Consider the following 26,322-nt stretch of genomic DNA (forward strand, 5'->3'; position numbering starts at 1 on the left):
TCCTCCCGATCAGAGAATTGCTCGGACAGGCCAAACTGTCAATCACGATCGATCATCTTCCGTCATTGTGCGCTGCATCATGATTGGAGATGATCGTTTCTGTTGACTTCGTGCCGCGCTGGGTCGATGGTCCGGCCGCCGATCCGAGGCGGAGGACGCATCTTGCGGACGGTATCTTCCTACGAGGTTGGCGATGAGCGCAGCGACGAAACTCCTGGAGAACCGTTGGGACGATGCACGCGCGGCCGCCATGAGCGAGCCGGAGCGCCTGCTCTACCGGTCGAACCTCCTCGGCTCCGACAAGCGAATCACCAATTTCGGCGGCGGCAACACGTCGGCCAAGGTACGGCAGGCCGATCCGCTGACCGGCGAAGAGGTCACGGTGCTCTGGGTGAAGGGCTCGGGCGGTGACGTCGGGACCATGAAGCTCGACGGTTTCGCTACTCTCTACATGGACAAGCTCGAGCGCCTGCGCACGATCTACAAGGGCGTGGCGCAGGAGGACGAGATGGTCGGCCTCCTCAACCACTGCACCTTCGATCTCAACCCGCGCGCGGCCTCGATCGACACCTCGCTTCACGCCTATCTCCCATATGCGCATGTCGATCACATGCACCCGGACGCCGTGATCGCAATCGCCGCGACGAAGCGGAGCCGCGAGCTGACGCGTGAGATCTACGGCGACGAGATCGGTTGGCTCGGCTGGCGGCGGCCCGGGTTCGAGCTCGGCCTCGAGCTTTCGCGCTTTGCAGCCGACAATCCGAATGCCAAGGGGGTCGTCCTCGAAAGCCACGGGCTGTTCACTTGGGGGCACAGCGCGAAGGACTGCTACGAGACCACGCTTCGCATCATCAACCGCGCGATCGAATGGTTCGATGGCCAGCTCGCGGGCAAGACGGCCTTCGGCGGCGAGGCGGTTGCGCCGCTGCCGGCGGAGGAGCGGCGGCGGATCGCGGCGCGCCTGATGCCGGAGATCCGCGCGCGGATCGGCCAGAACGAGCGCAAGATCGGCCATTTCGACGATTCGGACGCGGTGCTCCAGTTCGTCGGCTCGAACGATCTCCAGCCGTTGGCCGCGCTCGGCACGTCCTGCCCCGACCATTTCCTGCGGACCAAGATCCGCCCGCTCGTTCTGCCGTTCTCGGGCGATGTCGATGCCGTCCTCGCCGGGCTCGACGCGTCGATCGAGGAGTATCGCGAAGGCTACCGCGCCTATTACGAGCGCTGCCGCCACGACAACAGCCCGGTGATCCGCGATCCGAACGCCGTGATCTATCTGGTGCCCGGCGTCGGCATGATCTCGTTCGCCAAGGATAAGGCCACGGCGCGCATCGCGGGTGAGTTCTATGTCAACGCCATCAATGTCATGCGAGGCGCATCGGGCGTCGATGTCTACCAGGGCCTCGACGAGCAGGAGGCGTTCGACATCGAATACTGGCTTCTGGAGGAGGCCAAGCTTCAACGCATGCCCAAGCCCAAGTCGCTGGCGGGCCGCGTCGCCTTCGTGACGGGCGGCGCCGGCGGCATCGGCCGGGCGACGGCGGAGCGGCTTCTGCGCGAGGGGGCCTGCGTGGTGCTCGCCGACATCGACGCCGGATCCCTCGATGGCGCTAAGTCGGAGCTGTCGAAGGCCTTCGGTGCCGACCAGGTGCGAGGTGTCCTCGTCAACGTGACGGAGGAGGCAGCGGTCGAGAAGGGCTTTGCGGATGCCGTCGCCGAATATGGCGGGCTCGACATCCTCGTCTCGAATGCCGGCATTGCCTCGGCCTCGCCGATCGAGGACACGACGCTGGAGGTCTGGAACCGCAACATCGACATTCTGGCAACCGGCTACTTCCTGGTTTCCCGCGAAGCCTTCCGCCTGTTCCGGCGGCAGAAGCTCGGCGGCGCGGTGGTCTTCATCGCCTCCAAGAACGGTCTCGCCGCATCCGCCGGCGCGTCTGCCTACTGCACGGCGAAGGCTGCGGAGATCCACCTTGCCCGCTGCCTCGCGCTGGAAGGCGCGGAGGCCGGCATCCGCGTCAACACGGTGAACCCCGACGCCGTGCTGCGCGGCTCCAAGATCTGGAGCGGCGAATGGCGCGAGCAGCGTGCGGCGTCGTCGAAGCTGCAGACCGATCAGCTCGAGGAACACTACCGCGCCCGCTCGCTGCTGAAGCGGTCGGTCTTCCCCGAGGACATCGCGGAGGCCGTCTATTTCCTGGCGAGCGACCTGTCCGCCAAGTCGACCGGCAACATCGTCAACGTCGACGCGGGCAACCAGATTTCCTTCACGCGCTGACCGGCTTTTCGCCAGCGCACTTCATCCGGCAGCCGGGAGGGCACGCCATGCGAATCGGTCGGGACGTCATCGAGACGGCCAACGGGAAACTGCGGGGCGAACACGAGGCGGACTACGCCGCTCTGGGCGAGAAGCTGGCGCGCCGCGGCGTGTCGATCGACGATGTGGTGCGGCGGGTCGCCGGGTTCGCCGTCGCCGTGCCGTCCTGGGGAGTGGGCACCGGCGGCACGCGCTTTGCCCGCTTTCCCGGAGCGGGCGAGCCGCGCGGCGTCTTCGAGAAGCTCGAAGACTGCGCCGTCGTCAACGACCTCGGTCGGACCTCTCCGGCCGTCTCGCTGCATTACCCTTGGGACAAGGCGGACCCGGCGGATTTGCGTGCCAAAGGCGAAGAACTCGGCCTCGGCTTCGACGCGATGAATTCCAACACTTTCCAGGACCACCCGGACGATCCGAACCAGCCCTTGTCCTACAAGTTCGGATCGCTGTCGCACACCGACGCCGCCGTTCGCGCGCAGGCGGTCGAGCACAACATCGAGACCGTGGAGCTCGGGCAGGCCATCGGTTCGAAGGCCCTGACCGTCTGGATCGCGGACGGTTCGAATTTCCCGGGCCAGAGCGATCTCGGCCGCGCCTTCGAGCGCTATCTCGGCGCCATGAAGGACATCGTCTCTCAGCTTCCGGCCGACTGGCGCGTGTTCTCCGAGCACAAGATGTATGAGCCGGCCTTCTATTCCACCGTCATGGCGGACTGGGGCACCAGCTACCTGACGGCGATGGAACTCGGCGAAAAGGCCTTCTGCCTCGTGGACCTCGGGCATCATGCGCCGAACGTCAACATCGAGCAGATCGTCTCGCGCCTGATCCACGCGGGAAAGCTCGGCGGTTTCCACTTCAACGATTCGAAGTACGGCGACGACGACCTCGACGCCGGATCGATCGACCCGTTCCGCCTCTTTCTCGTCTTCAACGAGCTGGTGGAGGCCGGTGCCCGCCTGGATGCGCTCCGGCCATCCTACATGATCGACCAGTCGCACAACGTCACCGATCCCATCGAAAGCCTGATCCGCTCGACGAACGAGATCCGTCGCGCCTATGCGCAGGCGCTGCTCGTCGATCGCGAGGCGCTTCGCGGCTATCAGGACGAGAACGACGTGCTGATGGCGTCCGAGGCCCTGAAGGCCGGCTTCCGCATCGACGTGGAGCCGATCCTGGCGAGAGCGAGGCTGGAGGCAGGCGGCGCGATCGATCCGGTTTCGGCGTACAGGGCGAGTGGCTATCGCGCGCGCGTCGCCGCCGAGCGTCCGGCCGCGCGTGCGTCGGGCGGCGGCATCGTCTGAACTTGGAGGAACACGAATGAGCAATCTCTACCGGACCGCGATCGAGGAACTGGCCGGGGTCGCCGATGCGATCGACGACGCCGCAGTGGACGAGGCCTGCCGGCGCATCGCTCAGGCACGTCATGTCTCGGTCTATGCCGGCGGGCGCGAGGGCTTGGCGGTCAAGGGCTTCGCCATGCGCCTCTTTCATCTCGGCCGTTCGGTATCCGTCGTGGGTGACATGACGACGCCGGCGCTGGGGGCGGGCGACCTCTTCCTCGTCGTCTGCGGTCCGGGAGAAATCTCGACCGCGGTCGCGCTCGTCGGTGTCGCGAAGGCGGCGGGGGCGGACGTCCTCGTCGTCACCGCCCAGCCGCAGGGTCGCGTGCCGAAGATGGCCGACTTCGTTCTGACCATACCCGCCCAGACCATGGCGAACGACCAGGGTGCCGCTGCGACCTCCGTTCTCCCCATGGGCTCGCTGTTCGAGGGTGCACTCTTCGTTCTCTTCGAGGTGATGGTTCTGAAGCTGAAGACGAGCCTCGGGGTCACGCCGGAGGTCATGCGCGCCAACCACACGAACATGGAGTAGGGCGCCGGAACCCCGGCCGGGGCGGCGGGATTTCCCGTCGAACCCGTGCAACAGGAGGTTCGCATGCCAAGAGGCGACAAGTCGAAATACACGGACAAGCAGGCGCGCAAGGCGGAGCATATCGCCGAAGGCTACGAGGAGCGCGGCGTATCTGGAGAGGAAGCCGAGCGCCGCGCCTGGGCGACGGTCAACAAGGACAGCGGCGGCGGCAACAAGAGCGGATCGGGGAGGGGGCATCCCGACACCCATCCATCTGCGCAAAAAGGTGGCGAGAAGGGCGGCAAGGCATCGGCGTCGCGCACTGCCGCCGATCGTTCCGCATCGGCGAAGAAGGCCGCTGCAACCCGCAAACGCAACGCCGAGACCCATCGCCCCCACGCGTGAGCGATGCGTCGCGATGCCGACAGCAAAACGCCGACCCCGAGGGGCCGGCGTTTTACGGTACGACCTGATGGATCAGTTCGTCTTCGTCACGGAGTCGTCACCGGCGCTCGTGCCGGGAACCGGATTGGACGTGTCCGTGCCGACCGGCGCGGCGTCGGTCGGAACGACCACGGTGCTGGCGGCTTCCGCCGGCATGGCCGAGCCGATGCCGCTGTCGTTGCCGGGCACCGGCACCTTGCTCGTGTTGGCGTCGGTCGAGGCCGGGGGCGCGTCGGTCGGTACGACAACCGTGCTCGCGGCGCCGGCCGGCATCACGGTATCGTCGCCCGCGCTCGTGGCCGGAACCGGGTTCGAGGTTTCCGACGTCTGGGCCATGGCGGCCGTGGACAGGGCAGCCGTAGCGGCGAAGGCGATAATCAGGCGGTTCATTTGATACTCCCCAAGATGACTGACGAACCAACTGCAAGCAACGTCTCCGACGTCGCTGGTATCGGATGACATCTGAATGCGGGCGCCCTGCGTTCGGTTCCGTTCGCGAATGAAGTTCTTCTTGTCGCACCAACGTCACGAATCGGGATCGTGCCCTTGGACGATCCGCCGGGCGCAGGTTATCGTCGCGGGTGAATCGCCAAAGGCCGACGAAGATGCGACCGGGCGGGAGGAACGACATGAACGCTTTCGCCCTCGGCGCGGAACAGACGGCCATTCGCGCGATGGCGCTCGAGTTCGCGGCCGAGCAAATGGCTCCGTTCGCCGGGGAGTGGGACCGTGAGCGCCGCCTGCCGGTGGACACGCTGCGCCAGGCCGCGACGCTGGGGATGGGCGCGATCTACGTCGACGAGGCGCTCGGCGGATCCGGCCTCGGCCGCCTCGACGCGGCGCTGATCTTCGAGGCGCTCGCGACCGGTTGCCCGAGCGTGGCTGCCTTCCTGTCGATCCACAACATGGCCGCCGGTATGATCGCGAGCCGCGGTGACGAGGCGTTGCGGGCGCATTGGCTGCCGAAGCTTGCGAGCATGGACGCGATCGCCGCCTACGCGCTGACCGAGCCCGACGCCGGATCTGACGCAGCCTCGCTGCGCACCCGCGCGGCGCGGGAGGGCGACACCTACCGCCTCGACGGCACGAAGCAGTTCATCTCCGGCGGTGGGATGGCTGATCTCTACGTCGTCATGGCTCGCACTGGCGACGACGGACCCTCGGGCATCTCGGCGCTCGTCGTGCCGGGCGACGCGCCTGGCCTGAGCTTCGGGCCCGAGGAGCGGAAGATGGGATGGAACGCACAGCCGACCCGCGCCCTCGTCTTCGAGAACTGCCGGGTTCCCGTGTCCAACCGGCTCGGGGTCGAGGGCCAGGGTTTCTCGATCGCGATGGCCGGGCTGGACGGTGGCCGCCTCAACATCGCCGCCTGTTCGCTCGGCGGTGCCTGGGCCGCCCTGGACAAGGCCGTCGCCTACATGAACGAGCGCCGGGCGTTCGGCAAACGTCTCGCCGAGCATCAGGCGCTGCGCTTCCGCATGGCCGACGCGATGACGGACCTGGAGGTTGGACGCAGCATCCTGTGGCGCGCGGCCGCCGCGCTCGATGCCGGCGACCCCGCCGCCTCGACGCTCTGCGCCATGGCCAAGCGGGTCTGCACCGACAAGGGCTTCGCGATCGCCAACGAAGCGCTCCAGATGCACGGCGGGTACGGCTACCTGACGGATTACGGGCTGGAGAAGATCGTTCGGGACCTGCGTGTCCACCAGATCCTCGAAGGCACCAACGAGATCATGCGCGTGATCGTCGCGCGGCAGGTGATGGGCCGTTAGGGCTCGTCAGCCGCCTTGCGAGGATCGCTGGGGGAGAGCATCGATGACAGGCAACCCGACCATCGCCTTCGTAGGCCTCGGCAACATGGGACGACCGATGGTGTCGCGTCTCGTGGCGGCGGGCGCATCCGTTCGCGCCTTCGACGCCTCGTTGCCTGCGATGGAGGCCATGCGAACGGCTGGCGTGGAGACAGTGGGATCGCTAACCGAAGCCATGACCGGCGCAGACGTCCTCGTCACCATGCTGCCTGCCGGGCGCCATGTCGTCGCCGTGAGCCAGGAGGCCTACCCGCTTCTGACTCGCGGTGCGCTCCATATCGACTGCTCGTCCATCGATATCGCAAGCGCCAAGGCGATCCACGCTTCGGCCGTCGCGCATGGGTTCCATTCCGTCGATGCGCCGGTGTCGGGCGGGACGGGGGGCGCCGAGGCTGGTTCTCTCACTTTCATGCTCGGGGGCGATCCGGCAGCCGTCGAGCGGGCGCGACCGATCCTCGAACCCATGGCCGGGCGCATCGTCCATTGCGGGGAGGCGGCGGCCGGCCAGGCGGCCAAGATCTGCAACAACATGATCCTCGGCATCTCGATGATCGGCGTGTGCGAAGCGTTCGTGCTGGGCGAGAAGCTCGGCCTGTCCCACCAGGCGCTGTTCGACGTGGCGTCGAAATCGTCCGGTCAGTGCTGGTCGCTGACGAGCTACTGCCCCGTGCCCGGGCCCGTGCCCACGTCACCGGCGAACAACGAGTATCGTCCCGGCTTCGCTGCCGCGCTGATGGCAAAGGATCTCGGACTATCGCAGGCTGCCGCCGGGGACGCCCATTTCGAGACGCCGATGGGCGCTCTTGCCCGAACCCTCTACGACCGCCTGCTGGACGAAGGCGGCGGCGAACGGGATTTTTCGGCCATGATCGAGTTCCTGCGGGGAGCCGCGACGACGACCTCTACCGAGGACGCGCGATGACCACGCTTCGCGAGGCGCGCGACTTCCTGCTGGCCAATCGCGACGACCTCGCCGCCGCGCGCGCGGGCTTCCGCTGGCCCGAGGCCGATACGTTCAACTGGGCCCTCGAATGGTTCGACGGCGTTCTGGCAACCGATCCCGCAACGCGTGACCAGCCTGCCTTGCGGATCGTCGATTGCGCGGAGGGGGCCGAGACGAGCCTCAGCTTCGCCGCGCTGTCCGAAGGCTCGAACCGCCTCGCCAATTTCCTGCGCGGCAAGGGGCTGTCGCGCGGGGACCGGCTCCTGCTCCTGGTCGGCAACGAGCCGCTGCTCTGGGAGGTCATGCTCGCCGCGTTCAAGCTCGGGGTGGTCGTCATTCCCGCGACGCTTCTCCTGACCGCGAGCGAGCTGGCGGATCGGATCGCGAGGGGCGGGGTGAAGGCGATCGTCACCGATCCCGGTCAGTGCGAGAAGGTGGACGAGGCAGGCTTCGACGGTCTGCGGCTCGTCCCCGGCGCGATGGTGCACGACGGCTGGGTCTCTCTCGACGCAAGGGCGAACGAAGCAGCGAACTTCCGGCCGGACGGGGAAACCCGGGCCGACGATCCGATGCTCCTCTACTTCACGTCGGGAACCACGGCGAAGCCGAAGCTCGTCCTGCACACGCATCGCAGCTATCCGATCGGCGCACTCACGACGATGTACTGGCTCGGCCTGCGGCCGGGCGACGTGCATCTCAACGTGTCGTCACCCGGCTGGGCGAAACATGCCTGGAGCTCGTTCTTTGCGCCCTGGAATGCCGGCGCCTGCGTCCTCATCGTCAACCAGCCGCGCTTCGACGCCAAGGTGTTGCTGCGGGCGATCGGGCAGGCCGGCGCCACCACACTCTGTGCCCCGCCCACCGTATGGCGTCATCTCGTCCAGGAAGACCTTGCCGTCGTCCGTCACAGTCTGCGCGAGCTCTGCGCGGCCGGTGAGCCGCTTAACCCGGAGGTCATCGACCGTGTTCAGGCTGCCTGGGGCCTGCGCATCCGCGATGGATACGGTCAGACCGAGACGACGGCCATGATCGCGAACACCCCCGGCGTCGAGGGGGCGACGGGGTCCATGGGGCGACCGCTGCCGGGCTACGACGTCGAGGTCCTCGATGCGGACGGCGATGTCGCGGGGGAAGGCGAGGTGTCCCTCCGTCTCGGCGCGTCTCGCCCGGCCGGCCTGATGGCGGGTTACCTGCAGGACGACGGCACGCTCGCCGGGGCCGAGGGTGCGGTCTATCGGACCGGCGACGTCGCCTTCCGCGACGAAGCCGGCGGGCTGAGGTTCGTCGGTCGCTCGGACGACGTGTTCAAGTCATCCGACTACCGCATCAGTCCCTTCGAACTGGAAAGCGTGTTGATCGAGCATGCGAGCGTGCGCGAGGCGGCCGTCGTGCCCTTGGCCGATCCGTTGCGCCTTGCGGTGCCGCGCGCCTTCGTGGCGCTGACGGATGGCGTGCGAGCCGATCTGGAAACGGCTCGCGCCATCTACGCACACGCGGCCAAGCGGCTTGCGCCGTTCAAGCGCATCCGCGAGCTCGTGTTCGTGGAGGACTTGCCGAAAACCGTGTCCGGCAAGATCCGGCGCGTCGAGTTGCGGCGGCGCGATGCCGATCAGATCCGGGACGACTTGGTACTGGCGCAGTTCTCGGAGCGCGATCTCGGGACCTGATGCGTCGTGACCGACGGATCAGGCCGCGCCGTTCGTGAGGACGCGGCCGAGCATGGAGACGAGCGCCATGCCATCGCAGGGCTTGTTGCAGACTTCCACGCCGGGATAGCGCTCGGCCAGTATGCGTTTCTCGCCCTGGCCGGTGTGAAAGACGAACGGCACATGTTCCTGCCGGAGAATGTCGGCGACCGGATAGGACGTCTTGCCGTGGAGGTTCACGTCGAGGATCGCGGCATCGAACCGCTCTCGCTTGGCACAGGCTTCCGCGATCGCGAGCGTCCCGGCGCAGGTGACCCGCGCGCCGTTCTCCTCGAGCTCCGCCTCGATGTCGATGGCGACTAGAAACTCGTCTTCCACAACGAGAACATGCTTGCCCGCCAACGCGGCCCCGGTCGCTGCCACCAAACCCTCAATCCTGCAAACTCGACACGCCCGGTATCCGGGACCATCAGCAGCCCGTCTTCGACCCGAAGCGGTCTACTCGTCAAAGCTGCATTATGGGGCACAAGTTCCTTCCGAACAGATAAGCGGCCGGGACCCTCATGGTTCTCCGGCCGCCTGTGGTCTTTGGGTTACCTCACCCCCGGCGACGGCGGAGCTGGTCGAAGTAGACGATCACGATGATCAGGACGCCCGTGATGATGCGTTGCCAGAACGAGTTCACGTTGAGGAGATTGGCGCCGTTGTTGATGGTCGCGAGGATGAAGGCGCCGATCAGAGGACCGTGGATCGAGCCGACCGCGCCGAAGAGGCTCGTCCCTCCGATCACCGATGAGGCGATGGCCTGAAGCTCCCAGCCCTCGGCCTGCGTGGCGTTGCCGACGCCGATGCGGGTGGCCAGCAGCACGCCCACGAAGGCCGCGCAGATCGCCGAAAGCGAATACGCCATGTAGATGGTGCGCGAGACGTTGACGCCGGACAAGCGTGCCGCTTCCGGGTTCGAGCCGACCGCGAAGAGATAGCGGCCGAAGCGCGAGCGATGCAGGAAGACGAAGGCGGGCACCGCGACGACGATGACCATCCAGAACAAGTTGGGGATACCGAGGAAGGCGTTGCGCGAGAACTCGTTGAACGCCGGATCGGTGATCGAGATGGTGGATCCGTTGGTGATAACGAGGCCGATGCCGCGCAGGGCGGTCAGGGTCGCGAGCGTGATGATGAAGGGTGGCAGACCCATCTTCACGATGCCGAAACCGTGGAACATGCCGATGGCGAGACCCATGACGAGCGTCAGGATCACGGCCATCCACACCGGTACGCCGGCCTGGAGCAGGTAGGCGATGACTGTCGTCGAGAACCCGACGACGGCGCCGACGGATAGGTCGATGCCGGCCGTGATGATCACGAAGGTCTGGCCGATCGCCAGGATCGCGATCATCGAGCCCTGACGGAGAAGGTTCGAGATGTTGTTGCCGGTGGCGAAGGTCGGCGTCGCGAAGGCCAGGAAGACCCAGAGCGCGACCAGAAGGCCGAGCAGGGTCAGCGCGAACAGGAAACCGAAGTTGCGGCGCGGCTTCTTGAGAGCGGCGACGGCATCGGCGTTGGAGCTTTGAATGGTCATGTTCGCCTCGTTCAGACGCCGATCGCCTGGGTGAGAATGTCCTCGTGCGTGGACTGGTGAAAGCCGCTGGTGCCGACGAGCTGTCCGCCGCGGAAGACGTGCAGGGTGTCGGCGAGCTCGTAGACCTCCGGCAGGTAGGAGGAGATCAGGAGGATGCCGGCGCCCCCTTTCAGGAGCTGGCCGAAGAGCCGGTAGATCTCGGCCTTCGTGCCGACGTCGACGCCCACCGTCGGCTCATCGAAGATGAAGACCTCGGCGCCGTGGTTCAGCCATTTGCCGATCACGATCTTCTGCTGGTTGCCGCCGGACATGGACGATGCGAGCGAGCGCCGGCTCGGGGTCTTGATCGCAAGATTCTTGATCTGCCGGTCGGCGTGCTCCGCCTCGAGGCTCGAGGAGATCGTGATGCCGCGCGTCAGCCGGTTGTAGATCGGCAGGTTCAGGTTGAGGCCGATCGGCAGGTTGAGTGCGAGGCCCTGGTCGCGTCGGCTCTCGGGAGCCAGTGCGATGCCGAGATCGATCGCCTTGCGCTCGTTGGTGATGTCGATCGGCTGACCCTTCCAGAGGATCTCGCCGCTCGTCTTCGGATTGCGGCCGAAGAGACTGAGCGCGAACTCGCTGCGGCCCGCACCGATCAGCCCGTAGAGACCGACGATCTCGCCGGCTCGGACCGTCAGCGACACATCGGAAAACCCCGCGCCCGAAAGGTGGCGCGCCTCGATCAGCGGCGCGCCGATCGCCACCGCTTCCTTGTGGTAGATCTGCTCGAGCGATCGGTTGATCATCATCGCGACGAGCTCGGCGTCGTTCGTCTCGCCGATCAGGCGCGTGCCGACATGGGTGCCGTCCCGCAGGACCGAGACGCGGTCGGCGAGCTCGAAGATCTCCTCCATGCGGTGGCTGATGTAGACGATCGTCACGCCCTCGGCCTTGAGGCGCCGGATCAGCGTGAAGAGCTGCGCAGCCTCCTGGCGCGTGAGGTAGGCGGTGGGCTCGTCGAAGATCAGGAACCGCGTTCCGCGCAGCGAGGCGCGGGCGGTGGCCACGAGCTGCTGCTGGCCGATGGTGAGCGAGCCGAGTTCGGCTTCGGCCGGCAGGTGAAAGCCGAGATCGTCGAGGATCGCCTGAGCGGCCTCGTTCATCTTGCGCTTCTGCAGAAGCCCGAAGCGTACCGTTTCGTCGCCGAGAAAGATGTTGGCGGCCACCGACAGGTGCCGGCACAGGACGACCTCCTGGTGCACGGCGTTGATGCCGTGGTCGATCGCTTCCTGCGGGGTCGCTAGGTCGACCGGCTTGCCCTGCCAAAGGATTTCACCGCCCGAGCGGCGGATGACCCCCGTCAGGAGCTTGATCAGCGTGGACTTGCCGGCGCCGTTTTCGCCGACGATCGCATGCACCTCGCCGGCCTTGAAGGCGAGGGACGCGGGCTTGAGGGCGAGCACCGGCCCGTAGCGTTTCTCGAGCTGCCGCAACTCCAGGATCGTCGTGCCGGCCTCGGGAAGCGGATCGGTGGTCAGATGAAGATCGACCGGAAGGGGATCGTTCTGCGTAGAGGACATGGCAACCTCGAAACCGCTGCGACGAGGCGCGCCGTCCGAACGACGCGGAGGGCGGGCGCGATCTTGCATGGCGAGCGTTCGGCGCACTTCAGTAGGGGGCGGCGGTGGCCGAGGCCCTGCACTTCAAACGGGCTGGTTCGGCGACGACGCTCGGACTTGAAGCCCGTCAGACGAATGCACGAAAATTTCGCCGGACACTCGGAGAACGGAGGGCGGCGGTGGCCGCCCTCCGGTCGATGACGGTCAGTTCACCTTCGGGTTCAGGAGTTCCTGAGACCGGGCTTCGTTCATGTTCTCGGTGGTGATGAGGTTCGCGCCGGTGTCGACGTTCTTCTCGACGCTCTCTTTCTTCGAAGCGGCGAGCGCGGTCTTGATGCCGTCGTAACCCATGCGATAGGGGTCCTGCACCACGAGACCCGAGATCACACCGTCCTTCAGGAAGCCGACGAGGCGATCGTCGCTGTCGAAGCCGATCAGGGCGACCTTGTCCTTGACGCCGTTCTCCGCGACGGCCTGACCAGCGCCCTGCGCCATGATCAGGTTAGAGGCGAAGATGCCGACGAGGTTCGGGTTGGCGGTCAGCAGGTCGGTCGTGATGTTGAGACCCGTCGCGGCCTGGCCGTCGGCGTAGCGGTCCGCGACCAGCTTGAGGCCGGGATGCTTTGCAAGCTGCTCGATGAAGCCCTTCTTGCGCTCCTCCAGCGAGCCGGCGTTCGGCGAATTCGTGATGAGCGCGACGTCGCCCTCTTCCTTGCCGGTCTTGGCCTTGATGGCTGCCGCGAGACCGTCGGCGGCGATGCGGCCGCCCTGGACGTTGTCGGTCGTCAGGAACGAGGTGAAGGCGGTGGATTCGGCCGAGGAGTCGATGCCGATGATCGGAACGGACTTGGCGGCTTCCGTGATCGGGGGGCCGAGGGCCGTGCGCTCGGTCGGCGCGATCACGATGGCGGCAGGATTGCCGGCTACGGCGTTCTCGAGGATCGAGATCTGGCCGTTGATGTCGGTTTCCGCCTGTGCGCCGAGCTCGGGCACGTTGACGCCGAGATCCTTGCCGGCCTGGCGGGCGCCGGCGAGCACGATCTGCCAGTAGAAGGACGTCGTGTCCTTCACGATGATCGGAATGGTGGGCTGCTGCGCCAGCGCAGGGCCGCTCGGCAGGCCGAGGGCCAGAGTGGCGGCGGCGATGCCGGCGAGCGCGAGCCGGCGGGTCAGTTTCAAGGTCATCGGGTTTCCTCCCCCAAAATGGACCGGTTGTTCCGGTTCTTGTTCTGATTGAGATAAACATACCGTATCGGCGCCGGGATCGATTGGCAAGAGCTGCCTGCCTCCAAACGCCCGGTATGCAACGGTTCAGAGCACGCCCGTCGTCAGGATCAAGTTGCCGTAATGGCGCGTTTCTCCGGTCGCGACGATCAGGCGTGCCGTTTTGGCTCGTTCGTAGAACGCGAATCGTTCCAGCGAACGGATCGCGAAGTCGCCCGCGCGGCGGCGGACGACCTCGGCGAACTCTTCGGCGATCGGCGGCACCTGGGCGGGGTCGCCGACGACCTCCATGCGGAAGGCCGCGTCCTCCACGAACGTGTCGAGCGGCAGATGCGTCAGAATTGCGTCGGCGGCCGTCACCGCGTCGATGCCGTCGAGGCGCACGACGAGGGGGCCGAGCGAATGCGACGGAAAGTTCGCGTCGGCGATCACGATCTCGTCGCCGTGTCCGAGCGCACGCAGGGCATGGAGCAGGTCCGGACCGAGCAGGGGATGGATGTTTCGCAGCATGGGGATCCTCGCTCAGATGTTGGTCCAGCCGCCGTCGATCGAGATGGCTTGCCCGGTGACGAAGGCGGACTCGGGCGAGGCGAGGTAGAGCGCGAGCGCCGCGATCTCCTCCGGCCTGCCGAGACGGCCCATGGGCTGGCGCGCCGCGAAGGCGACACGCGCGGCCTCGAGGTCGCCGGTCGCGCGCATGCGGTCTTCCAGCGATGGGCTTTCCACCGTGCCCGGACAGATCGCGTTGGCGCGGATGCCCTGGCCTACGAAATCCGCCGCGACCGATTTCGTCAGGCCGATGACCGCAGCCTTCGACGCACCGTAGACGAAGCGATTGGGCGCGGCGATCACGGACGAGGCGACGGACGCTATGTTGACGATGGACCCGCCGCCGCCCTCGATCATCGCCGGCAGGAAGGTGCGCACCATCCGGAACATCGAGCGCACGTTGAGATCGAAGGCGAAATCGAACTCCTCTTCCGTGCAGTCGAGGATCGTGCCCGCGTGGACGAAGCCGGCGCAGTTGAAGAGGATGTCGGGGCGGCCGACGTCGCGCGCAAACGCCGCGATCGCGTCGCCGTCGCGCACGTCGAGGCGGTGCGTCGTGATGCCGGGCTCGGATCCAAGGTCGGCTAGACGCTCCTCGTTGATGTCGGAGGCGATGACCTCGGCGCCCTCGCGGGCAAAGGCGAGCGCCGTGGCGCGGCCGATGCCCTGCGCCGCGGCGGTCACGATCGCGCGCCGTCCTGCCAGACGTTGACTCAATTGCGTTCTCCCTTGGGCGCCGCAGGGCGCGAGTGGATGACGTCCGCGTCCAGTGCCGCGACAGGCGCCGCCAGAGCGGCGCTGATGCGCTGGGCCGAGCGGTCGACCTCGTCGGCCAGCGCTTCCGGCTCCACCGGGTCGCTCAGGATGCGAAGATGCGGGCAGGTCAGCGCGGCGACGGCGCCCGTATCCTCGGGGTCGAAGATCGGCAGCGACACGTCGGTCACGCCGTCGGTGATGCCGGACGCGCGAACGATTCGGCCAGCGCGGCGAAACTGGTCCAGGCGTGCGGCGAGCGCGGCGAAATCGAACCCCGGCTCCTCCACGGCGATGGCCGCCAGCGTGCGCTCGCGCCGCCGCTCGCTCATGAAGGCGAGGAGGCAGTGGCCCGAGCCCGTGCGCACGAGGGGCTGGCGATAGCCGATGCGAACCGAAAACCCGATATGCGATACGCTTTCCACCCGCGCGATCACCACCATCTGCGTGCCGCTGGGCACGGCGAGGTGACAGGAATATCCGGTGCTTTCCGCGAAATCGCGCATCACGGGAAGTGCGGCGTCGGTGAGCGAGCGGTGGAGCGGGCGGTTGAGACCGAGGCGGAACAGCTTGTCCGCCGCCACGTATCGATCGGCTCCCACACGCTCGAGATAGCCGCGCGCTTCGAGGACGGCGACCATGCGGAAGATCTCGCTGCGCGTGCGACCCAAGGCGTCGGCGAGTTCGCCGAGGTTCAACGCGGCGCGGGTGGACGACAGGTGCTCCAGGATGTCGAGCCCCTTCTCCAGCGCCGGGGCGCTGTAGCGGGCCACGTCCTCGGAGACTGCCTCCTGTCGATCCATTGACTCTCGGTTCTGCTAGTGATTTCAGTTTTCATATATGAACAGGGATCGAGCGGCATGTCCACCACAATCACGAGCTTCGAGACGTTCGATATCCGCTTCGCCACGTCGATGAAGCTCGACGGGTCGGACGCGATGAATCCCGACCCCGACTATTCCGCCGCCTATGTCGTGCTGGGCACGGACGGCGACCTCGAGGGCCATGGTCTGGCCTTCACGATCGGCCGGGGGAACGACCTCGTGACGCTGGCGATTCGGGCAGCGGCCGAGCGCGTGGTCGGACTGTCGGTCGAGGAGATCGCCTCCGACATGGGTGGCTTCTGGCGACGGATCACCGGCGACAGTCAGCTCCGGTGGCTCGGGCCCGACAAGGGTGTGATGCACATGGCGATCGGCGCCGTGGTGAACGCGGTCTGGGATCTTTGGGCGAAGCAGGCGGGCAAGCCGGTCTGGCAGCTCCTGGCCGACATGTCCCCGGACGAGATCCTGGCGCTCGTCGACTTCCGCTATCTCGGCAACGCGCTGACGCGAGAGGAAGCACGCGAGATCCTGGTGCGCGCGGCGGCCGGCAAGGCGGAGCGCCTCGCTCTTCTGTCGGAGAAGGGCTACCCGACCTACACGACCTCGGCCGGGTGGCTCGGCTACGACGACGACAAGATGCGGCGCCTCTGCCGTGAGGGCATGGCGGAGGGCTGGACCCACTTCAAACTGAAGGTCGGCCGCGACCTCGATGACGACATCCGCCGCTGCCGCATCGTACGCGAGGAGATCGGCCCTGATCGGACGCTGATGATCGACGCCAACCAGGTCTGGGAGGTCGGCGAAGCGATCGAGTGGGTCAACCGCCTCGCCGAATTCCGCCCGTGGTTCATCGAGGAGCCGACCTCGCCGGATGACGTCCTCGGCCACGGCCAGATCAAGGCGGGCGTCGCGCCGATCAAGGTCGCGACCGGCGAGATGTGCCAGAATCGGATCATGTTCAAGCAGTTCCTGCAGGCGGATGCGATCGACGTGGTGCAGATCGACGCCGCACGCGTCGGCGGGTTGAACGAGAACCTCGCCATCATGCTGATGGCGGCCAAGTTCGGAAAGCCGGTCTGTCCGCATGCTGGCGGCGTGGGCCTCTGCGAATACGTCCAGCACCTGTCGATGATCGACTACCTCATCGTGTCCGGCACGATGGAGGGGCGGGTGGCCGAATATGTCGACCACCTGCATGAGCACTTCGTGCACCCCTGCGACGTGAAGGGTGGGCGCTACATGCCGCCGCGCGCGCCGGGCTTCTCGATCGAGATGAAGCGCGCCTCCATCGAGGCGCATATCTTCAGGGGCTGAAGGGTTCGGGCGCCGCCGCGATCTGTCCGCTCCGTTCGCGATGGAGGTAGCGCGCGGTCATGGAAACCGCCGCGACGAGGAGGCCGGCGGCGAGGCCCCACCAGACCCCCACACCGGCCCAGCCGAACGGGAAGGCGAGCGTGTAGGCGATCGGCATGCCGACGGCCCAGTAGCTGCCGACCGCGATGAGCATCGGGGTGCGGGTGTCCTTCAATCCGCGCAGGACGCCGTTTGCCGCCACCTGCGCCGCGTCGATCAGCTGGAAGGCGGCGGCGACGGCCAGGAGCGGGATGGCGGTCGCCAGCACCCGTCCGGCATCCGCTTGACCGAGATCGAGGTAGAGGCCGATCAGCCGCTCCGGCACGGCCCAGAAGAGCAGCGCGGCGAAGAGCGCGATGCCGATGGCCACCATCATCGCAACCCGTGCCGCGCGCGCCACGTCGGCGGCGTTGCCGCGGCCATAGGCCGAGCCGACGCGCACCGTCGCCGCGCTCGAAAGCCCGAGCGGGATCATGAACGAGATGGACGCCAGCTGCAGCGCGATGCCGTGGGCGGCGAGTTCCACCGTTCCGATCCAGCCCATCATCACGGAGGCTGCCGTGAACAGGCCGACCTCGGCGACGATCGTGGCGCCGATCGGCCAGCCGAGCCGGGCGACCTCGCGGAAGGCCTCCCAGTCCGGCAGATGGAAACGGCGCCAGAGATCGTAGGGTGCGAGCGCGGAAACCGAGCGGGTATAGGCCACGAGGGCGGCGAAGATGAAGATCGAGGTCGTCCCCGACGCGATCCCCGATCCCGTCAGGCCAAGAGCGGGCAAGCCGAAGTTGCCGAAGATCAGGCCGTAGTTGGCAACACCGTTGAGCAGCGCGCCGACGACGGTGATCAGAAGCACGGCGCGTGGCCGCTCCAGCGCGCTGAGATAGGAGCGCAGGACGAAGGTCGCGAGATAGGGCAGCATCGACCATTGCAGGATGCGCATGTAGTGCCCGCCGAGTTCGGCGACGCGAGGATCCTGTCCGAGGGCGACGAAGATGTCGCGCGTGAACCAGAGCGGCACCATCACGACCGCGCTGTAGGCGCCGACGACCCAGAGACCCATCCGCACCGAGCGGCGCACGGCGCGCGTATCGCCGCGTCCGTTGGCAGACGCCGCCATCGGCATCACCGCATAGGCGAAGCCCGAGCCGAACATCCAGAACACGTAGAACGTCTGCGACGTGAGGACGGCCGCAGCCAGTTCCACGGGCCCGAGCCGACCGATGAGAACGGTGTTCGTCACGTTGATCGACATCTGCGCCAGCTGTGCCCCGATCAAAGGCAGTCCGAGCAGCAGAGTGGCCTTCAGATGCGAACCCCAGGAGGCGGGAAACGGCGCGCGCAGACCATCATCCAACCCTTGCGCCGCCATGGTCCTGCCTCCCCCGTGCCCGGTCGAAGGGCAGGGGGGTGGGTAGCGCCGCGCCGTCACCCTGTCCAGCATCGCAGGCGGCCGGAACGACGTTCCTTCATGCTGCAACGCAGCGACGATTTCATGCGGACTTGAAGGCCGGCCCGCCGTACTCGATTGACAAGATTGGAGCGGTTCGAAATAACGCAGACAATTGGGGCGGTGGACCTTCGGCGAGACGATCTGCCGGCCGGCCGTCTTTTCCCTTCCGTAGTCTCCAGTTGCATGGAACGGTCATGGCTCTGCGTATCCTCCAGGTGAAAGACGCGAACGGCTCGGTGCAGGTCGTGGCGGCGGGCGACGAGGGGGCGGGCCATGTCGTGCCCGGCTACTTCTCGTCCTACGACCTCGCGCAGACCACCGTGGCGCGGGGCTCGACATTGGCCGAAGAGATCGATCGTGCGGGACGGGGAGCGGCCGTCGATCTCGATGCGGCGCTGGCGGACGACCGCATCCTCATGCCGATCCATCATCCCGACCCCGCGCACTTCATCGTAGCGGGCACCGGGTTGACGCACCTCGGTTCAGCCGATGGGCGCGACAAGATGCACAAGGAGCAGGCCGGCGAACAGCTCACCGATTCCATGCGCATGTTTCGCATGGGGTTGGAGGGCGGCAAGCCCTCGCAGGGCGAGATCGGGGTTCAGCCCGAGTGGTTCTACAAGGGCGACGGCTCCTGCCTCGTCGGCCCTGGCGATCCGCTGACCTCGCCGGTCTTCGCCAAGGATGGCGGCGAGGAGCCGGAACTGGCCGGCATCTACCTGATCGGACCGGACGGCACGCCGTTCCGCCTCGGTTTCTGCCTGTCCAACGAGTTCTCCGACCATGTGGTCGAGCGCGGCAACTATCTGTGGCTCGCCCATTCCAAGCTGCGCCAGGCGTCGCTCGGTCCGGAACTTCTGGTCGGCGCGCTGCCCGACCACGTGGAGGGCACCTCGCGCATCCGCCGGAATGGAGAGCTTGTGTTCGATAAGCCGTTCCTGTCGGGCGAGGCGAACATGTCCCACACGATCGCCAATCTCGAGCATCACCACTTCAAGTACGATCTGTTCCGCCGGCCGGGCGACCTCCACGTCCACTTCTTCGGCACCGCGACGCTCTCCGTCACGCACGGCGTGAAGACGGAAGCCGGCGACCGGTTCGAGATCGACGCGCGGCCGTTCCGGCTGCCGCTGGTCAACCCGCTGGCCGAAACCCCGGGCACGGAGACGCCCGTCGCCGTTCGCTCGCTCTGAGACCGGCCATGACACTGCGCGTTGCCATTCTCGGTCTCGGCAAGATTGCCCGGGACCAGCACGTTCCCTCGATCGCGGCCGTCGACGGCGTCGAACTGACCGCGGTGGCCAGCCGCAACGCGGCGCTGGACGGCGTGCCCTGCTTCCCGACGCTGGATGAGCTCCTGGCCCATGCCGACCTCTTCGACGCGGTGGCACTCTGCACCCCGCCGCAGGGGCGTCAGGAACAGGCGATCGCGGCGCTGACGGCCGGCAAACACGTGCTTCTGGAGAAGCCGCCCGGGGCGACGGTCAGCGAAGTGCGTCCCTTGGAGACTTTGGCGCGCGAGAAGGGCGTCGCGCTCTTCGCGACGTGGCATTCGCGCTTCGCCCCGGCCGTCGAGCCGGCCCGCGCCTTCCTGGCCGACACCACGATCCGCTCCGTGCGGATCGAGTGGAAGGAGGACGTGCGCAAGTGGCACCCGGGCCAGGAGTGGATCTGGGAGCCCGGCGGGTTGGGCGTGTTCGATCCCGGCATCAACGCTCTGTCGATCATGACCGCCATCCTTCCGCGCCCGGTGTTCCTGACGCGGTCCGATCTGTCCTTTCCGGAGAACCGTGCGGCGCCGATCGCGGCCTCGCTCGCTTTCTCCGATTCCGCCGGGCTGCCGGTTTCGGCCGAGTTCGATTGGCGCGAAACCAGCGGCGAGATCTGGAACATCATGGTCGAGACCGACGCCGGCTCGCTGACGGTGGCCGATGGCGGAAAGCGGCTGCTCGTGGACGGGGCCATGCGCCTCGACCAGCCGGACCGTGAATATGCGGGCATCTACCGGCGTTTCGCGCAACTCGCGTCGGCCGGCGAGATCGACGTCGATCTGTCGCCTCTCCAGCATGTCGCCGACGCGTTCCTTCTGGGCCGCCGACACGTCGTCGAAGCCTTCGTGGAGGCTTGAGGATGACGGGCTCGCCAGACCTCGATCGGCAGAGCTTCGGCATCTTGCCCGACGGCGGCGACGTCGAGATCGTGAGTCTGCGTGCGCGCGGGATCGAAGCTCGCGTCATTACCTACGGGGCGACGCTGCAGGCGCTTCTGGTGCCAGATCGCCAAGGGCAGGTGGACGACGTCGTGCTCGGCCACGATGATCTTCAGGGCTATGTCGAGACGCGTAGCTTCTACGGCGCCACGATCGGCCGCTATGCCAACCGCATCGCGGGCGGCACCTTCAGCATCGACAACGAACGGTTTCACGTTCCCGCCAATGACGGCGCCAATGCGCTGCATGGCGGGCCGGACGGCTTCGATCGCCAGGTCTGGGGGATTGCGGAAACGGGAGGGGGCGAGGCGCCGTTCGTGCGCCTGACGCGCGTCAGCCCGGACGGCGAATGCGGTTTTCCCGGTCGGCTGGAAACCAGCGTGACCTATCGCCTGCGCGACGATGGTCTGGAACTCGCCTTCGAAGCGCGCACCGATCGCTCGACGGTCGTGAACCTGACCAATCACAGCTTCTTCAATCTCGGCGGCACACGACACCTCGCCAGCATCCTGGACCACGAGTTGAGCATCGAGGCCGACCACTACCTGCCGGTCGCCGTCGGCGCGATTCCGGAGGGTGGGCCCGCTGCGGTCGAAGGAACGGCCTTCGACTTCCGCAGTGCCCACGTCATCGGCGAGCGCATCCGGGCGCCGGAAGAGCAGATCCGTCGGGGGCGGGGCTACGACCACAACTGGTGCCTGCGCGGCCTGTCCGGCGGCGAGCCGAGGCTGGCCGCGACAGTTCGGCATGCCGGCAGCGGGCGGGTCATGGAGCTTCTGACCGACCAGCCCGGCGTTCAGTTCTATTCCGGCAACTTCCTCGACGGCACCTCCGTCGGCAAGAACGGTCTGACGCACCGCATGGGTGATGCGCTCTGCCTGGAGCCGCAGCTGTATCCCGACACGCCCAATCGCCCCGATTTCCCCTCGGCGAGGCTCGATCCCGGCGAGACCTATCGCCACCGATCCGTGTTTCGCTTCACGCATGCCTGACGTTTCAGGCCTCACGCCGATCAGCATCGAGGCCGAAGGAGAAAGCCCCATGTCGAACGACCTGACGACCAAGATCGAGGGAACCGACGAGTTGAAGACCGCCGGCGGCAATCGCGGCCACGGTCGCGCCGGTACGACGCTGCGCTCGCGCGCCTGGTTCGACAACCCGGACAACGCCGACATGACGGCGCTCTACCTCGAGCGTTACATGAACTTCGGCCTCAGCCAGGAAGAGCTTCAGTCCGGTCGTCCGATCATCGGCATCGCGCAGACCGGCTCGGACCTCAGCCCTTGCAACCGCCATCACCTCGAACTCGCCAACCGCCTGCGCGAAGGCATTCGCGAGGCCGGCGGCATCGCTATCGAGTTTCCAGTTCATCCGATTCAGGAAACCGGCAAGCGCCCGACGGCCGGCCTCGACCGCAACCTCGCCTATCTCGGCCTCGTCGAGATCCTCTATGGCTACCCGCTCGACGGCGTTGTGCTGACGATCGGTTGCGACAAGACGACGCCGGCCTGCCTGATGGCGGCGGCCACCGTCAACATTCCGGCCATCGCGCTCTCGGTCGGCCCGATGCTGAACGGCTGGTTCCGTGGCCAGCGCACGGGCTCGGGCACGATCGTCTGGAAGGCGCGCGAGCTGATGGCCAAGGGGGAGATCGACTATGCGGGCTTCGTCAAGCTCGTGGCCTCGTCGGCTCCGTCCACCGGCTACTGCAACACGATGGGCACGGCCACCACGATGAACTCGCTGGCCGAGGCGCTGGGCATGCAGCTGCCAGGCTCGGCCGCGATCCCCGCGCCCTACCGCGACCGCCAGGAGGTTGCCTACCGCACGGGCCTTCGTATCGTGGACATGGTGCGCGAGGACCTGAAGCCCTCGGACATCCTGACCAAGGACGCCTTCGTCAACGCCATCCGCGTCAATTCCGCGATCGGTGGCTCGACCAACGCGCCGATCCACCTCAACGCGCTCGCCCGCCACATCGGCGTCGATCTGACGGTGGACGACTGGCAGGAGTTCGGCGAGGAGATCCCGCTGCTCGTCAACCTGCAGCCGGCGGGCGAATATCTCGGCGAGGACTACTACCACGCCGGCGGCGTGCCGGCGGTGGTGAACCAGCTGATGGGGCAAGGCCTCATCCGCGAGGACGCGATGACCGTGAACGGTCGCACCATCGGCGACAACTGCCGGGGCGCGCCGATCGAGGACGAGAACGTCATCAAGACCTACGACAAGCCGCTGAAGGCGAAGGCGGGCTTCCTCGTGCTGAAGGGCAATCTCTTCTCGTCGGCCATCATGAAGACCAGCGTGATCAGCCCCGAGTTCCGCGAGCGTTATCTCGTCAACCCGAACGATCCCAACGCCTTCGAGGGCAAGGCGGTGGTGTTCGACGGACCGGAGGACTACCACCACCGGATCGACGATCCGGCGCTCGGCATCGACGAGAACACGATCCTCTTCATGCGCGGCGCCGGCCCGATCGGCTATCCCGGCGCGGCCGAGGTGGTGAACATGCGCGCGCCCGACTACCTCATCAAGAAGGGCGTCACCTCGCTCGCCTGCATCGGCGACGGGCGTCAGTCGGGCACCTCGGGCTCGCCCTCGATCCTCAACGCCTCGCCGGAAGCGGCGGCCGGCGGCAACCTCGCGGTCCTCAAAACCGGCGACAGGGTGCGCATCGACCTCGGGCGCGGCACGGCCAACATCCTGATCTCCGACGACGAGCTGGCCGAGCGCCGCGCGGCGCTGAAGGCCGAGGGCGGCTACAAGTATCCCGAGCACCAGACGCCCTGGCAGGAAATCCAGCGGACGCTCGTCGGCCAGATGGAGACGGGTGCCGTCCTGGAAAACGCCGTGCAATATCAGCGCCTCGCGCAGACGAGGGGCGTGCCCCGCGACAACCACTGAGAGCGGCCATGCAGGACACGGCGAACGGCAAGACGGGGGCGGGCGACGCCGCCCCCCATCATATCCTCGACGCGCCCGCTTGCCATCTCGGCGAGGGGCCGACCTACGATCCGGCGACCGACACGGCCTGGTGGTTCGACATCGTCGGCCGCAAGCTGTTCGAAAAGCATTCGGCCAGCACCGAAGTGCGGGTCCATGAACTGCCTCTCATGGCAAGTCAGCTCTGCGTCGTGGACGATCGCACGCAACTTCTGGCGACGGAGAAAGGTCTTTATGTCCGCGACGTCGCGAGCGGCGCGCTGACGCCGCACACCGCACTCGAGGCCGACGAGACCGACACGCGATCCAACGACGGCCGGGTCCACCCGTCCGGGGCGTTGTGGATCGGCACGATGGGTCGCAAGGCGGAAACCGGGCGCGGCTCCATCTACTGGTTTCGCGGCGGCGAGCTGCGCCGCCTCTACGCCCAGGTGTCCATTCCCAACGCGATCTGCTTCTCGCCGGACGGCACGGTCGGCTACTTCGCCGATACGGCGCGGGGCGACATTCATCGCGTGCCTCTCGATGCCGAAACAGGCCTGCCGGCAGGCGAACCAGCCGTCTTCGTCGCCGCAGGCGCATGTCCCGGCGGTCCGGACGGCGCTGTGACGGACGCCGAGGGCAACGTCTGGAGTGCCCGCTGGGGCGCGGGCCGGATCGAGGTGTTCTCGCCCGAGGGCAAGAACATCCGCACGCTCGCCATTCCGGCGCGCCAGCCCAGCTGCCCGGCCTTCACCGGCCGTCATCTCGACCAGCTGCTCGTCACCACCGCCTATGAAGGCCTGGACGACGCCGCGCGGACGGCCGATCCGAATGCCGGTCGCACCTTCATCGTTCAGGCGGGCGTGAAGGGTCTGGCCGAGCCGCGCGTGCGGCTGGCATCGTGAGCGCCCCAGCAGCCTTTGCCCTGGTCGACTGGGGCACCACATCGTTCCGCGCCTGGGCTTGCACCTCCGACGGCGAGGTGCTGGCCGAGCGACGCGCGCCCGAAGGGCTGATCGGCGTCACAGACGGCGATTTCGCCGGAGTTCTCGACCGACATCTCGGTGCGATGGGCCTGTCGCCCGACACGCCCGCCGTGCTTTGCGGCATGGTCGGCTCGCGGACCGGCTGGGTCGAGGCGGCCTACCTCACGGTTCCGACGGCGCTGGACGATCTGGCGAACCGTGCGACCCCGGTTCCAAATGCGGGGCGGCCGATCCACATTCTGCCGGGCCTAGCCCAGCGCGGCGACGCGCCGGACGTGATGCGGGGCGAGGAGACCCAGCTTCTCGGGGTTGTGGCCGAAGGCTTCGATACCGGTCTAGTCTGCATGCCGGGCACCCACTCGAAATGGGTCCGTCTCGACGGCCGCACCGTGTCGGGCTTCGCGACCTTCATGACCGGCGAGCTCTTCCAGCTTCTGCGTACGGGATCTATCCTGCGGCAGGCGGTGGAAACGGACACCCGGCCCGAACCGTCCGACGCAGGGTTCTCCGAGGGTTTCGCGCGCGGCTTCTTGCGGGCTGGCGAGGCGACCAACGCGCTGTTCCAACTGCGGGCCGGCTGGCTGCTCGAAGGGGCCGCGCCGGCCCTGCAGTCCGCCCGCCTGTCCGGGCTTCTGATCGGGCTCGAGTTCGCGGGCGCGCTGTCGCGTTTCGGCAGGCCAGACCGCGTGGCGTTGCTGGCGTCGGGGCCGATCGCGGACCTCTACGCATCGGCGTTCGCCCTGGCCGGACTGACGCTCGACCGCCGGCTGGACGCCGACGGTTGCGTGCGGCACGGCCTGCGAGCCGCCGCCCATCTTCTGCATCCCGACCGGAGGTCCGCATGAGCGACGTTTCATCCCATGTGGCGTGGCCCTCGCTGCGACGCTCGCTCGTCGCCATCCTGCGCGGCATCAAGCCGGAAGAGGCCGAGGCAGCCGTCGCGACGCTGATCGAAGCCGGCTTCGAGGCGATCGAGATTCCGCTGAACTCGCCCGACGCTTTCCGTTCGATCGCATCCGCGGTCCGTCTCGGCGGTGCGGGCCATTACATTGGCGCCGGCACGGTGCTGACGCCTGACGACGTCGACCGGCTGGCGGATGCCGGCGGGCGGCTTCTCGTTTCGCCTAATGTCGATGCGGCGGTGCTCCGGCGCGCGGCGTCCCATGGCATGGTGACGATGCCCGGCGTCTTCTCGCCGACCGAAGCGTTCCAGGCGATCGCCGCCGGGGCCTCGGCGCTGAAGTTCTTTCCCGCCAGCGTCCTCGGTCCGTCCGGGGTGGCCGCCATCCGCGCCGTTCTGCCGAAGGACCGGGAGATCGGCGTCGTCGGCGGCGTGTCGGAAGCGGACTTCGAAGGCTATGTCGCCGTCGGGGTGCGAACCTTCGGCCTCGGTTCCTCTCTCTATAAGCCGGGTATGACCGCTGGGGAGATCCGCGAGCGCGCCGATAAAGCCATCTTGCTCTACGACCGCGTTTGCGGTTTACGATAAATCAGAGCGCAGAAAAAATTCATTGGCGACGTTTACGTCAATGCGATAATTCATCGGACAATTGGTCTCCGACCGTCCCGTCGCATGGAGCAGGGACGGCCGGAGCCGAGGAGCGCGCGGGCATGTCCCGCGACGATTCGAAGAGCTCAGCGCGAGGGGTTCGCGCTTTCGGACGTCCGCTGCGGCGACGTCGCGATGGGAGGAAGAGTATGATTCGAATGAAGACCCTGCTGGCGGCGGTTGCCCTCGGCGCGATGACCCTGTCCGGCGGTGCGTTCGCACAGGAGAAGGGCACCGTCGGCGTGCTCATGCCGACGAAGGCTTCGGCCCGTTGGATCGCCGATGGCGACAACATGGTGAAGCAGCTT

24 protein-coding genes and 1 pseudogene are annotated in these 26,322 nt (G+C 67.1%); 16 read left to right on the forward strand and 9 right to left on the reverse strand.

All coding sequences use genetic code 11. The features are described 5' to 3' along the window. Positions 1-193: 193 nt before the first annotated feature. The 4 genes from AUL34_RS12955 to AUL34_RS12970 all read left to right on the forward strand — a co-directional run bounded on the left by AUL34_RS12955 (position 194) and on the right by AUL34_RS12970 (position 4,573). Positions 194-2,281: a bifunctional rhamnulose-1-phosphate aldolase/short-chain dehydrogenase gene (locus AUL34_RS12955; RefSeq protein ID WP_061934448.1), complete on the forward strand. Its 2,088-nt coding sequence runs from the start codon at positions 194-196 to the stop codon at positions 2,279-2,281. 47 nt (positions 2,282-2,328) lie between these two features. Beyond that, positions 2,329-3,618 carry an L-rhamnose catabolism isomerase gene (gene rhaI, locus AUL34_RS12960; protein WP_061934450.1) on the forward strand — a complete coding sequence of 430 codons (1,290 nt, stop codon included), beginning with the start codon at positions 2,329-2,331 and terminating at the stop codon, positions 3,616-3,618. A 16-nt stretch (positions 3,619-3,634) separates the two neighbouring features. Further along, a complete protein-coding gene (gene hxlB, locus AUL34_RS12965) occupies positions 3,635-4,189 on the forward strand; it encodes a 6-phospho-3-hexuloisomerase (RefSeq protein ID WP_061934452.1) in 555 nt (184 codons plus the stop codon). A 63-nt stretch (positions 4,190-4,252) separates the two neighbouring features. After that, positions 4,253-4,573, forward strand: a complete 321-nt coding sequence (locus AUL34_RS12970) for a hypothetical protein (RefSeq protein WP_061934454.1) — start codon at positions 4,253-4,255, stop codon at positions 4,571-4,573. 72 nt (positions 4,574-4,645) lie between these two features. Here AUL34_RS12970 and AUL34_RS12975 read toward each other — a convergent pair whose 3' ends face one another. Continuing rightward, a complete protein-coding gene (locus AUL34_RS12975) occupies positions 4,646-5,002 on the reverse strand; it encodes a hypothetical protein (protein ID WP_061934456.1) in 357 nt (118 codons plus the stop codon). 239 nt (positions 5,003-5,241) lie between these two features. Between AUL34_RS12975 and AUL34_RS12980 the strand changes: the two genes are divergently transcribed. The 3 genes from AUL34_RS12980 to AUL34_RS12990 are packed head-to-tail and all read left to right on the forward strand — an operon-like array spanning position 5,242 to position 9,033. After that, positions 5,242-6,384 carry an acyl-CoA dehydrogenase family protein gene (locus AUL34_RS12980; protein ID WP_061934458.1) on the forward strand — a complete coding sequence of 381 codons (1,143 nt, stop codon included), beginning with the start codon at positions 5,242-5,244 and terminating at the stop codon, positions 6,382-6,384. Between the two features lie 43 nt (positions 6,385-6,427). Further along, positions 6,428-7,345, forward strand: coding sequence for a 3-hydroxyisobutyrate dehydrogenase (gene mmsB, locus AUL34_RS12985; RefSeq protein WP_061934460.1), 918 nt, complete (start codon positions 6,428-6,430; stop codon positions 7,343-7,345). Next, a complete protein-coding gene (locus AUL34_RS12990) occupies positions 7,342-9,033 on the forward strand; it encodes an AMP-binding protein (protein ID WP_061934462.1) in 1,692 nt (563 codons plus the stop codon). Before mmsB ends, AUL34_RS12990 begins: the two co-directional genes overlap by 4 nt. An 18-nt stretch (positions 9,034-9,051) precedes the next feature. On the opposite strand, the gene AUL34_RS12995 is transcribed toward AUL34_RS12990, so the two are convergent. The 7 genes from AUL34_RS12995 to AUL34_RS13025 all read right to left on the reverse strand — a co-directional run bounded on the left by AUL34_RS12995 (position 9,052) and on the right by AUL34_RS13025 (position 15,491). Beyond that, positions 9,052-9,435 (reverse strand): response regulator, encoded by a 384-nt coding sequence (locus AUL34_RS12995; protein ID WP_244492555.1) that lies wholly within the window; start codon positions 9,433-9,435, stop codon positions 9,052-9,054. Positions 9,436-9,610: 175 nt separating this feature from the next. Continuing rightward, complete coding sequence (locus AUL34_RS13000) at positions 9,611-10,594, reverse strand: ABC transporter permease (protein ID WP_061934464.1); 984 nt, start codon at positions 10,592-10,594, stop codon at positions 9,611-9,613. Between the two features lie 11 nt (positions 10,595-10,605). After that, complete coding sequence (locus tag AUL34_RS13005; protein WP_061934466.1) at positions 10,606-12,153, reverse strand: sugar ABC transporter ATP-binding protein; 1,548 nt, start codon at positions 12,151-12,153, stop codon at positions 10,606-10,608. 243 nt (positions 12,154-12,396) lie between these two features. Beyond that, positions 12,397-13,377: an ABC transporter substrate-binding protein gene (locus AUL34_RS13010; RefSeq protein ID WP_061934468.1), complete on the reverse strand. Its 981-nt coding sequence runs from the start codon at positions 13,375-13,377 to the stop codon at positions 12,397-12,399. A gap of 126 nt (positions 13,378-13,503) precedes the next feature. Further along, a complete protein-coding gene (locus tag AUL34_RS13015; RefSeq protein WP_061934470.1) occupies positions 13,504-13,926 on the reverse strand; it encodes an RbsD/FucU family protein in 423 nt (140 codons plus the stop codon). Positions 13,927-13,938: 12 nt separating this feature from the next. Beyond that, a complete protein-coding gene (locus tag AUL34_RS13020; protein WP_061934472.1) occupies positions 13,939-14,682 on the reverse strand; it encodes an SDR family oxidoreductase in 744 nt (247 codons plus the stop codon). Beyond that, on the reverse strand, positions 14,679-15,491 hold the full coding sequence (locus AUL34_RS13025) for an IclR family transcriptional regulator (RefSeq protein ID WP_244492552.1): 813 nt from the start codon (positions 15,489-15,491) through the stop codon (positions 14,679-14,681). The genes AUL34_RS13020 and AUL34_RS13025 overlap by 4 nt, the downstream gene beginning before the upstream one ends. 87 nt (positions 15,492-15,578) lie before the next feature. Here AUL34_RS13025 and AUL34_RS13030 point away from each other — a divergent pair, with 87 nt between their 5' ends. After that, a complete protein-coding gene (locus AUL34_RS13030; protein ID WP_061934474.1) occupies positions 15,579-16,856 on the forward strand; it encodes an L-fuconate dehydratase in 1,278 nt (425 codons plus the stop codon). Here the strand turns inward: AUL34_RS13030 and AUL34_RS13035 are convergent. Continuing rightward, positions 16,846-18,264: an MATE family efflux transporter gene (locus AUL34_RS13035; protein ID WP_061934477.1), complete on the reverse strand. Its 1,419-nt coding sequence runs from the start codon at positions 18,262-18,264 to the stop codon at positions 16,846-16,848. The two genes, AUL34_RS13030 and AUL34_RS13035, sit on opposite strands and share 11 nt — an antisense overlap. 275 nt (positions 18,265-18,539) lie before the next feature. On the opposite strand from AUL34_RS13035, the gene araD1 reads away from it, so the two are divergent. From araD1 to AUL34_RS22850, 8 genes and pseudogenes are all read left to right on the forward strand, one after another. Further along, positions 18,540-19,538 carry an AraD1 family protein gene (gene araD1 / locus AUL34_RS13040; RefSeq protein ID WP_061934479.1) on the forward strand — a complete coding sequence of 333 codons (999 nt, stop codon included), beginning with the start codon at positions 18,540-18,542 and terminating at the stop codon, positions 19,536-19,538. A gap of 8 nt (positions 19,539-19,546) precedes the next feature. Beyond that, on the forward strand, positions 19,547-20,473 hold the full coding sequence (locus AUL34_RS13045) for a Gfo/Idh/MocA family protein (RefSeq protein ID WP_061934481.1): 927 nt from the start codon (positions 19,547-19,549) through the stop codon (positions 20,471-20,473). Between the two features lie 2 nt (positions 20,474-20,475). After that, positions 20,476-21,546, forward strand: a complete 1,071-nt coding sequence (locus AUL34_RS13050) for an aldose epimerase family protein (protein WP_061934483.1) — start codon at positions 20,476-20,478, stop codon at positions 21,544-21,546. A 49-nt stretch (positions 21,547-21,595) separates the two neighbouring features. Next, the gene (locus AUL34_RS13055; RefSeq protein ID WP_244492553.1) at positions 21,596-23,458 is read left to right on the forward strand and encodes an IlvD/Edd family dehydratase; all 1,863 of its coding nucleotides are present in this window, start codon (positions 21,596-21,598) and stop codon (positions 23,456-23,458) included. Between the two features lie 8 nt (positions 23,459-23,466). Further along, on the forward strand, positions 23,467-24,384 hold the full coding sequence (locus AUL34_RS13060; RefSeq protein ID WP_082653357.1) for an SMP-30/gluconolactonase/LRE family protein: 918 nt from the start codon (positions 23,467-23,469) through the stop codon (positions 24,382-24,384). Beyond that, positions 24,381-25,310, forward strand: coding sequence for a 2-dehydro-3-deoxygalactonokinase (locus tag AUL34_RS13065; RefSeq protein WP_061934485.1), 930 nt, complete (start codon positions 24,381-24,383; stop codon positions 25,308-25,310). Before AUL34_RS13060 ends, AUL34_RS13065 begins: the two co-directional genes overlap by 4 nt. Next, positions 25,307-25,954, forward strand: a complete 648-nt coding sequence (locus tag AUL34_RS13070; RefSeq protein ID WP_061934487.1) for a 2-dehydro-3-deoxy-6-phosphogalactonate aldolase — start codon at positions 25,307-25,309, stop codon at positions 25,952-25,954. Before AUL34_RS13065 ends, AUL34_RS13070 begins: the two co-directional genes overlap by 4 nt. Positions 25,955-26,163: 209 nt before the next feature. After that, positions 26,164-26,322, forward strand: a pseudogene (locus AUL34_RS22850) (sugar ABC transporter substrate-binding protein); the annotation flags it as partial.

The sequence above is a fragment of the Aureimonas sp. AU22 genome (assembly GCF_001463745.1).
Lineage (GTDB): Bacteria > Pseudomonadota > Alphaproteobacteria > Rhizobiales > Rhizobiaceae > Aureimonas.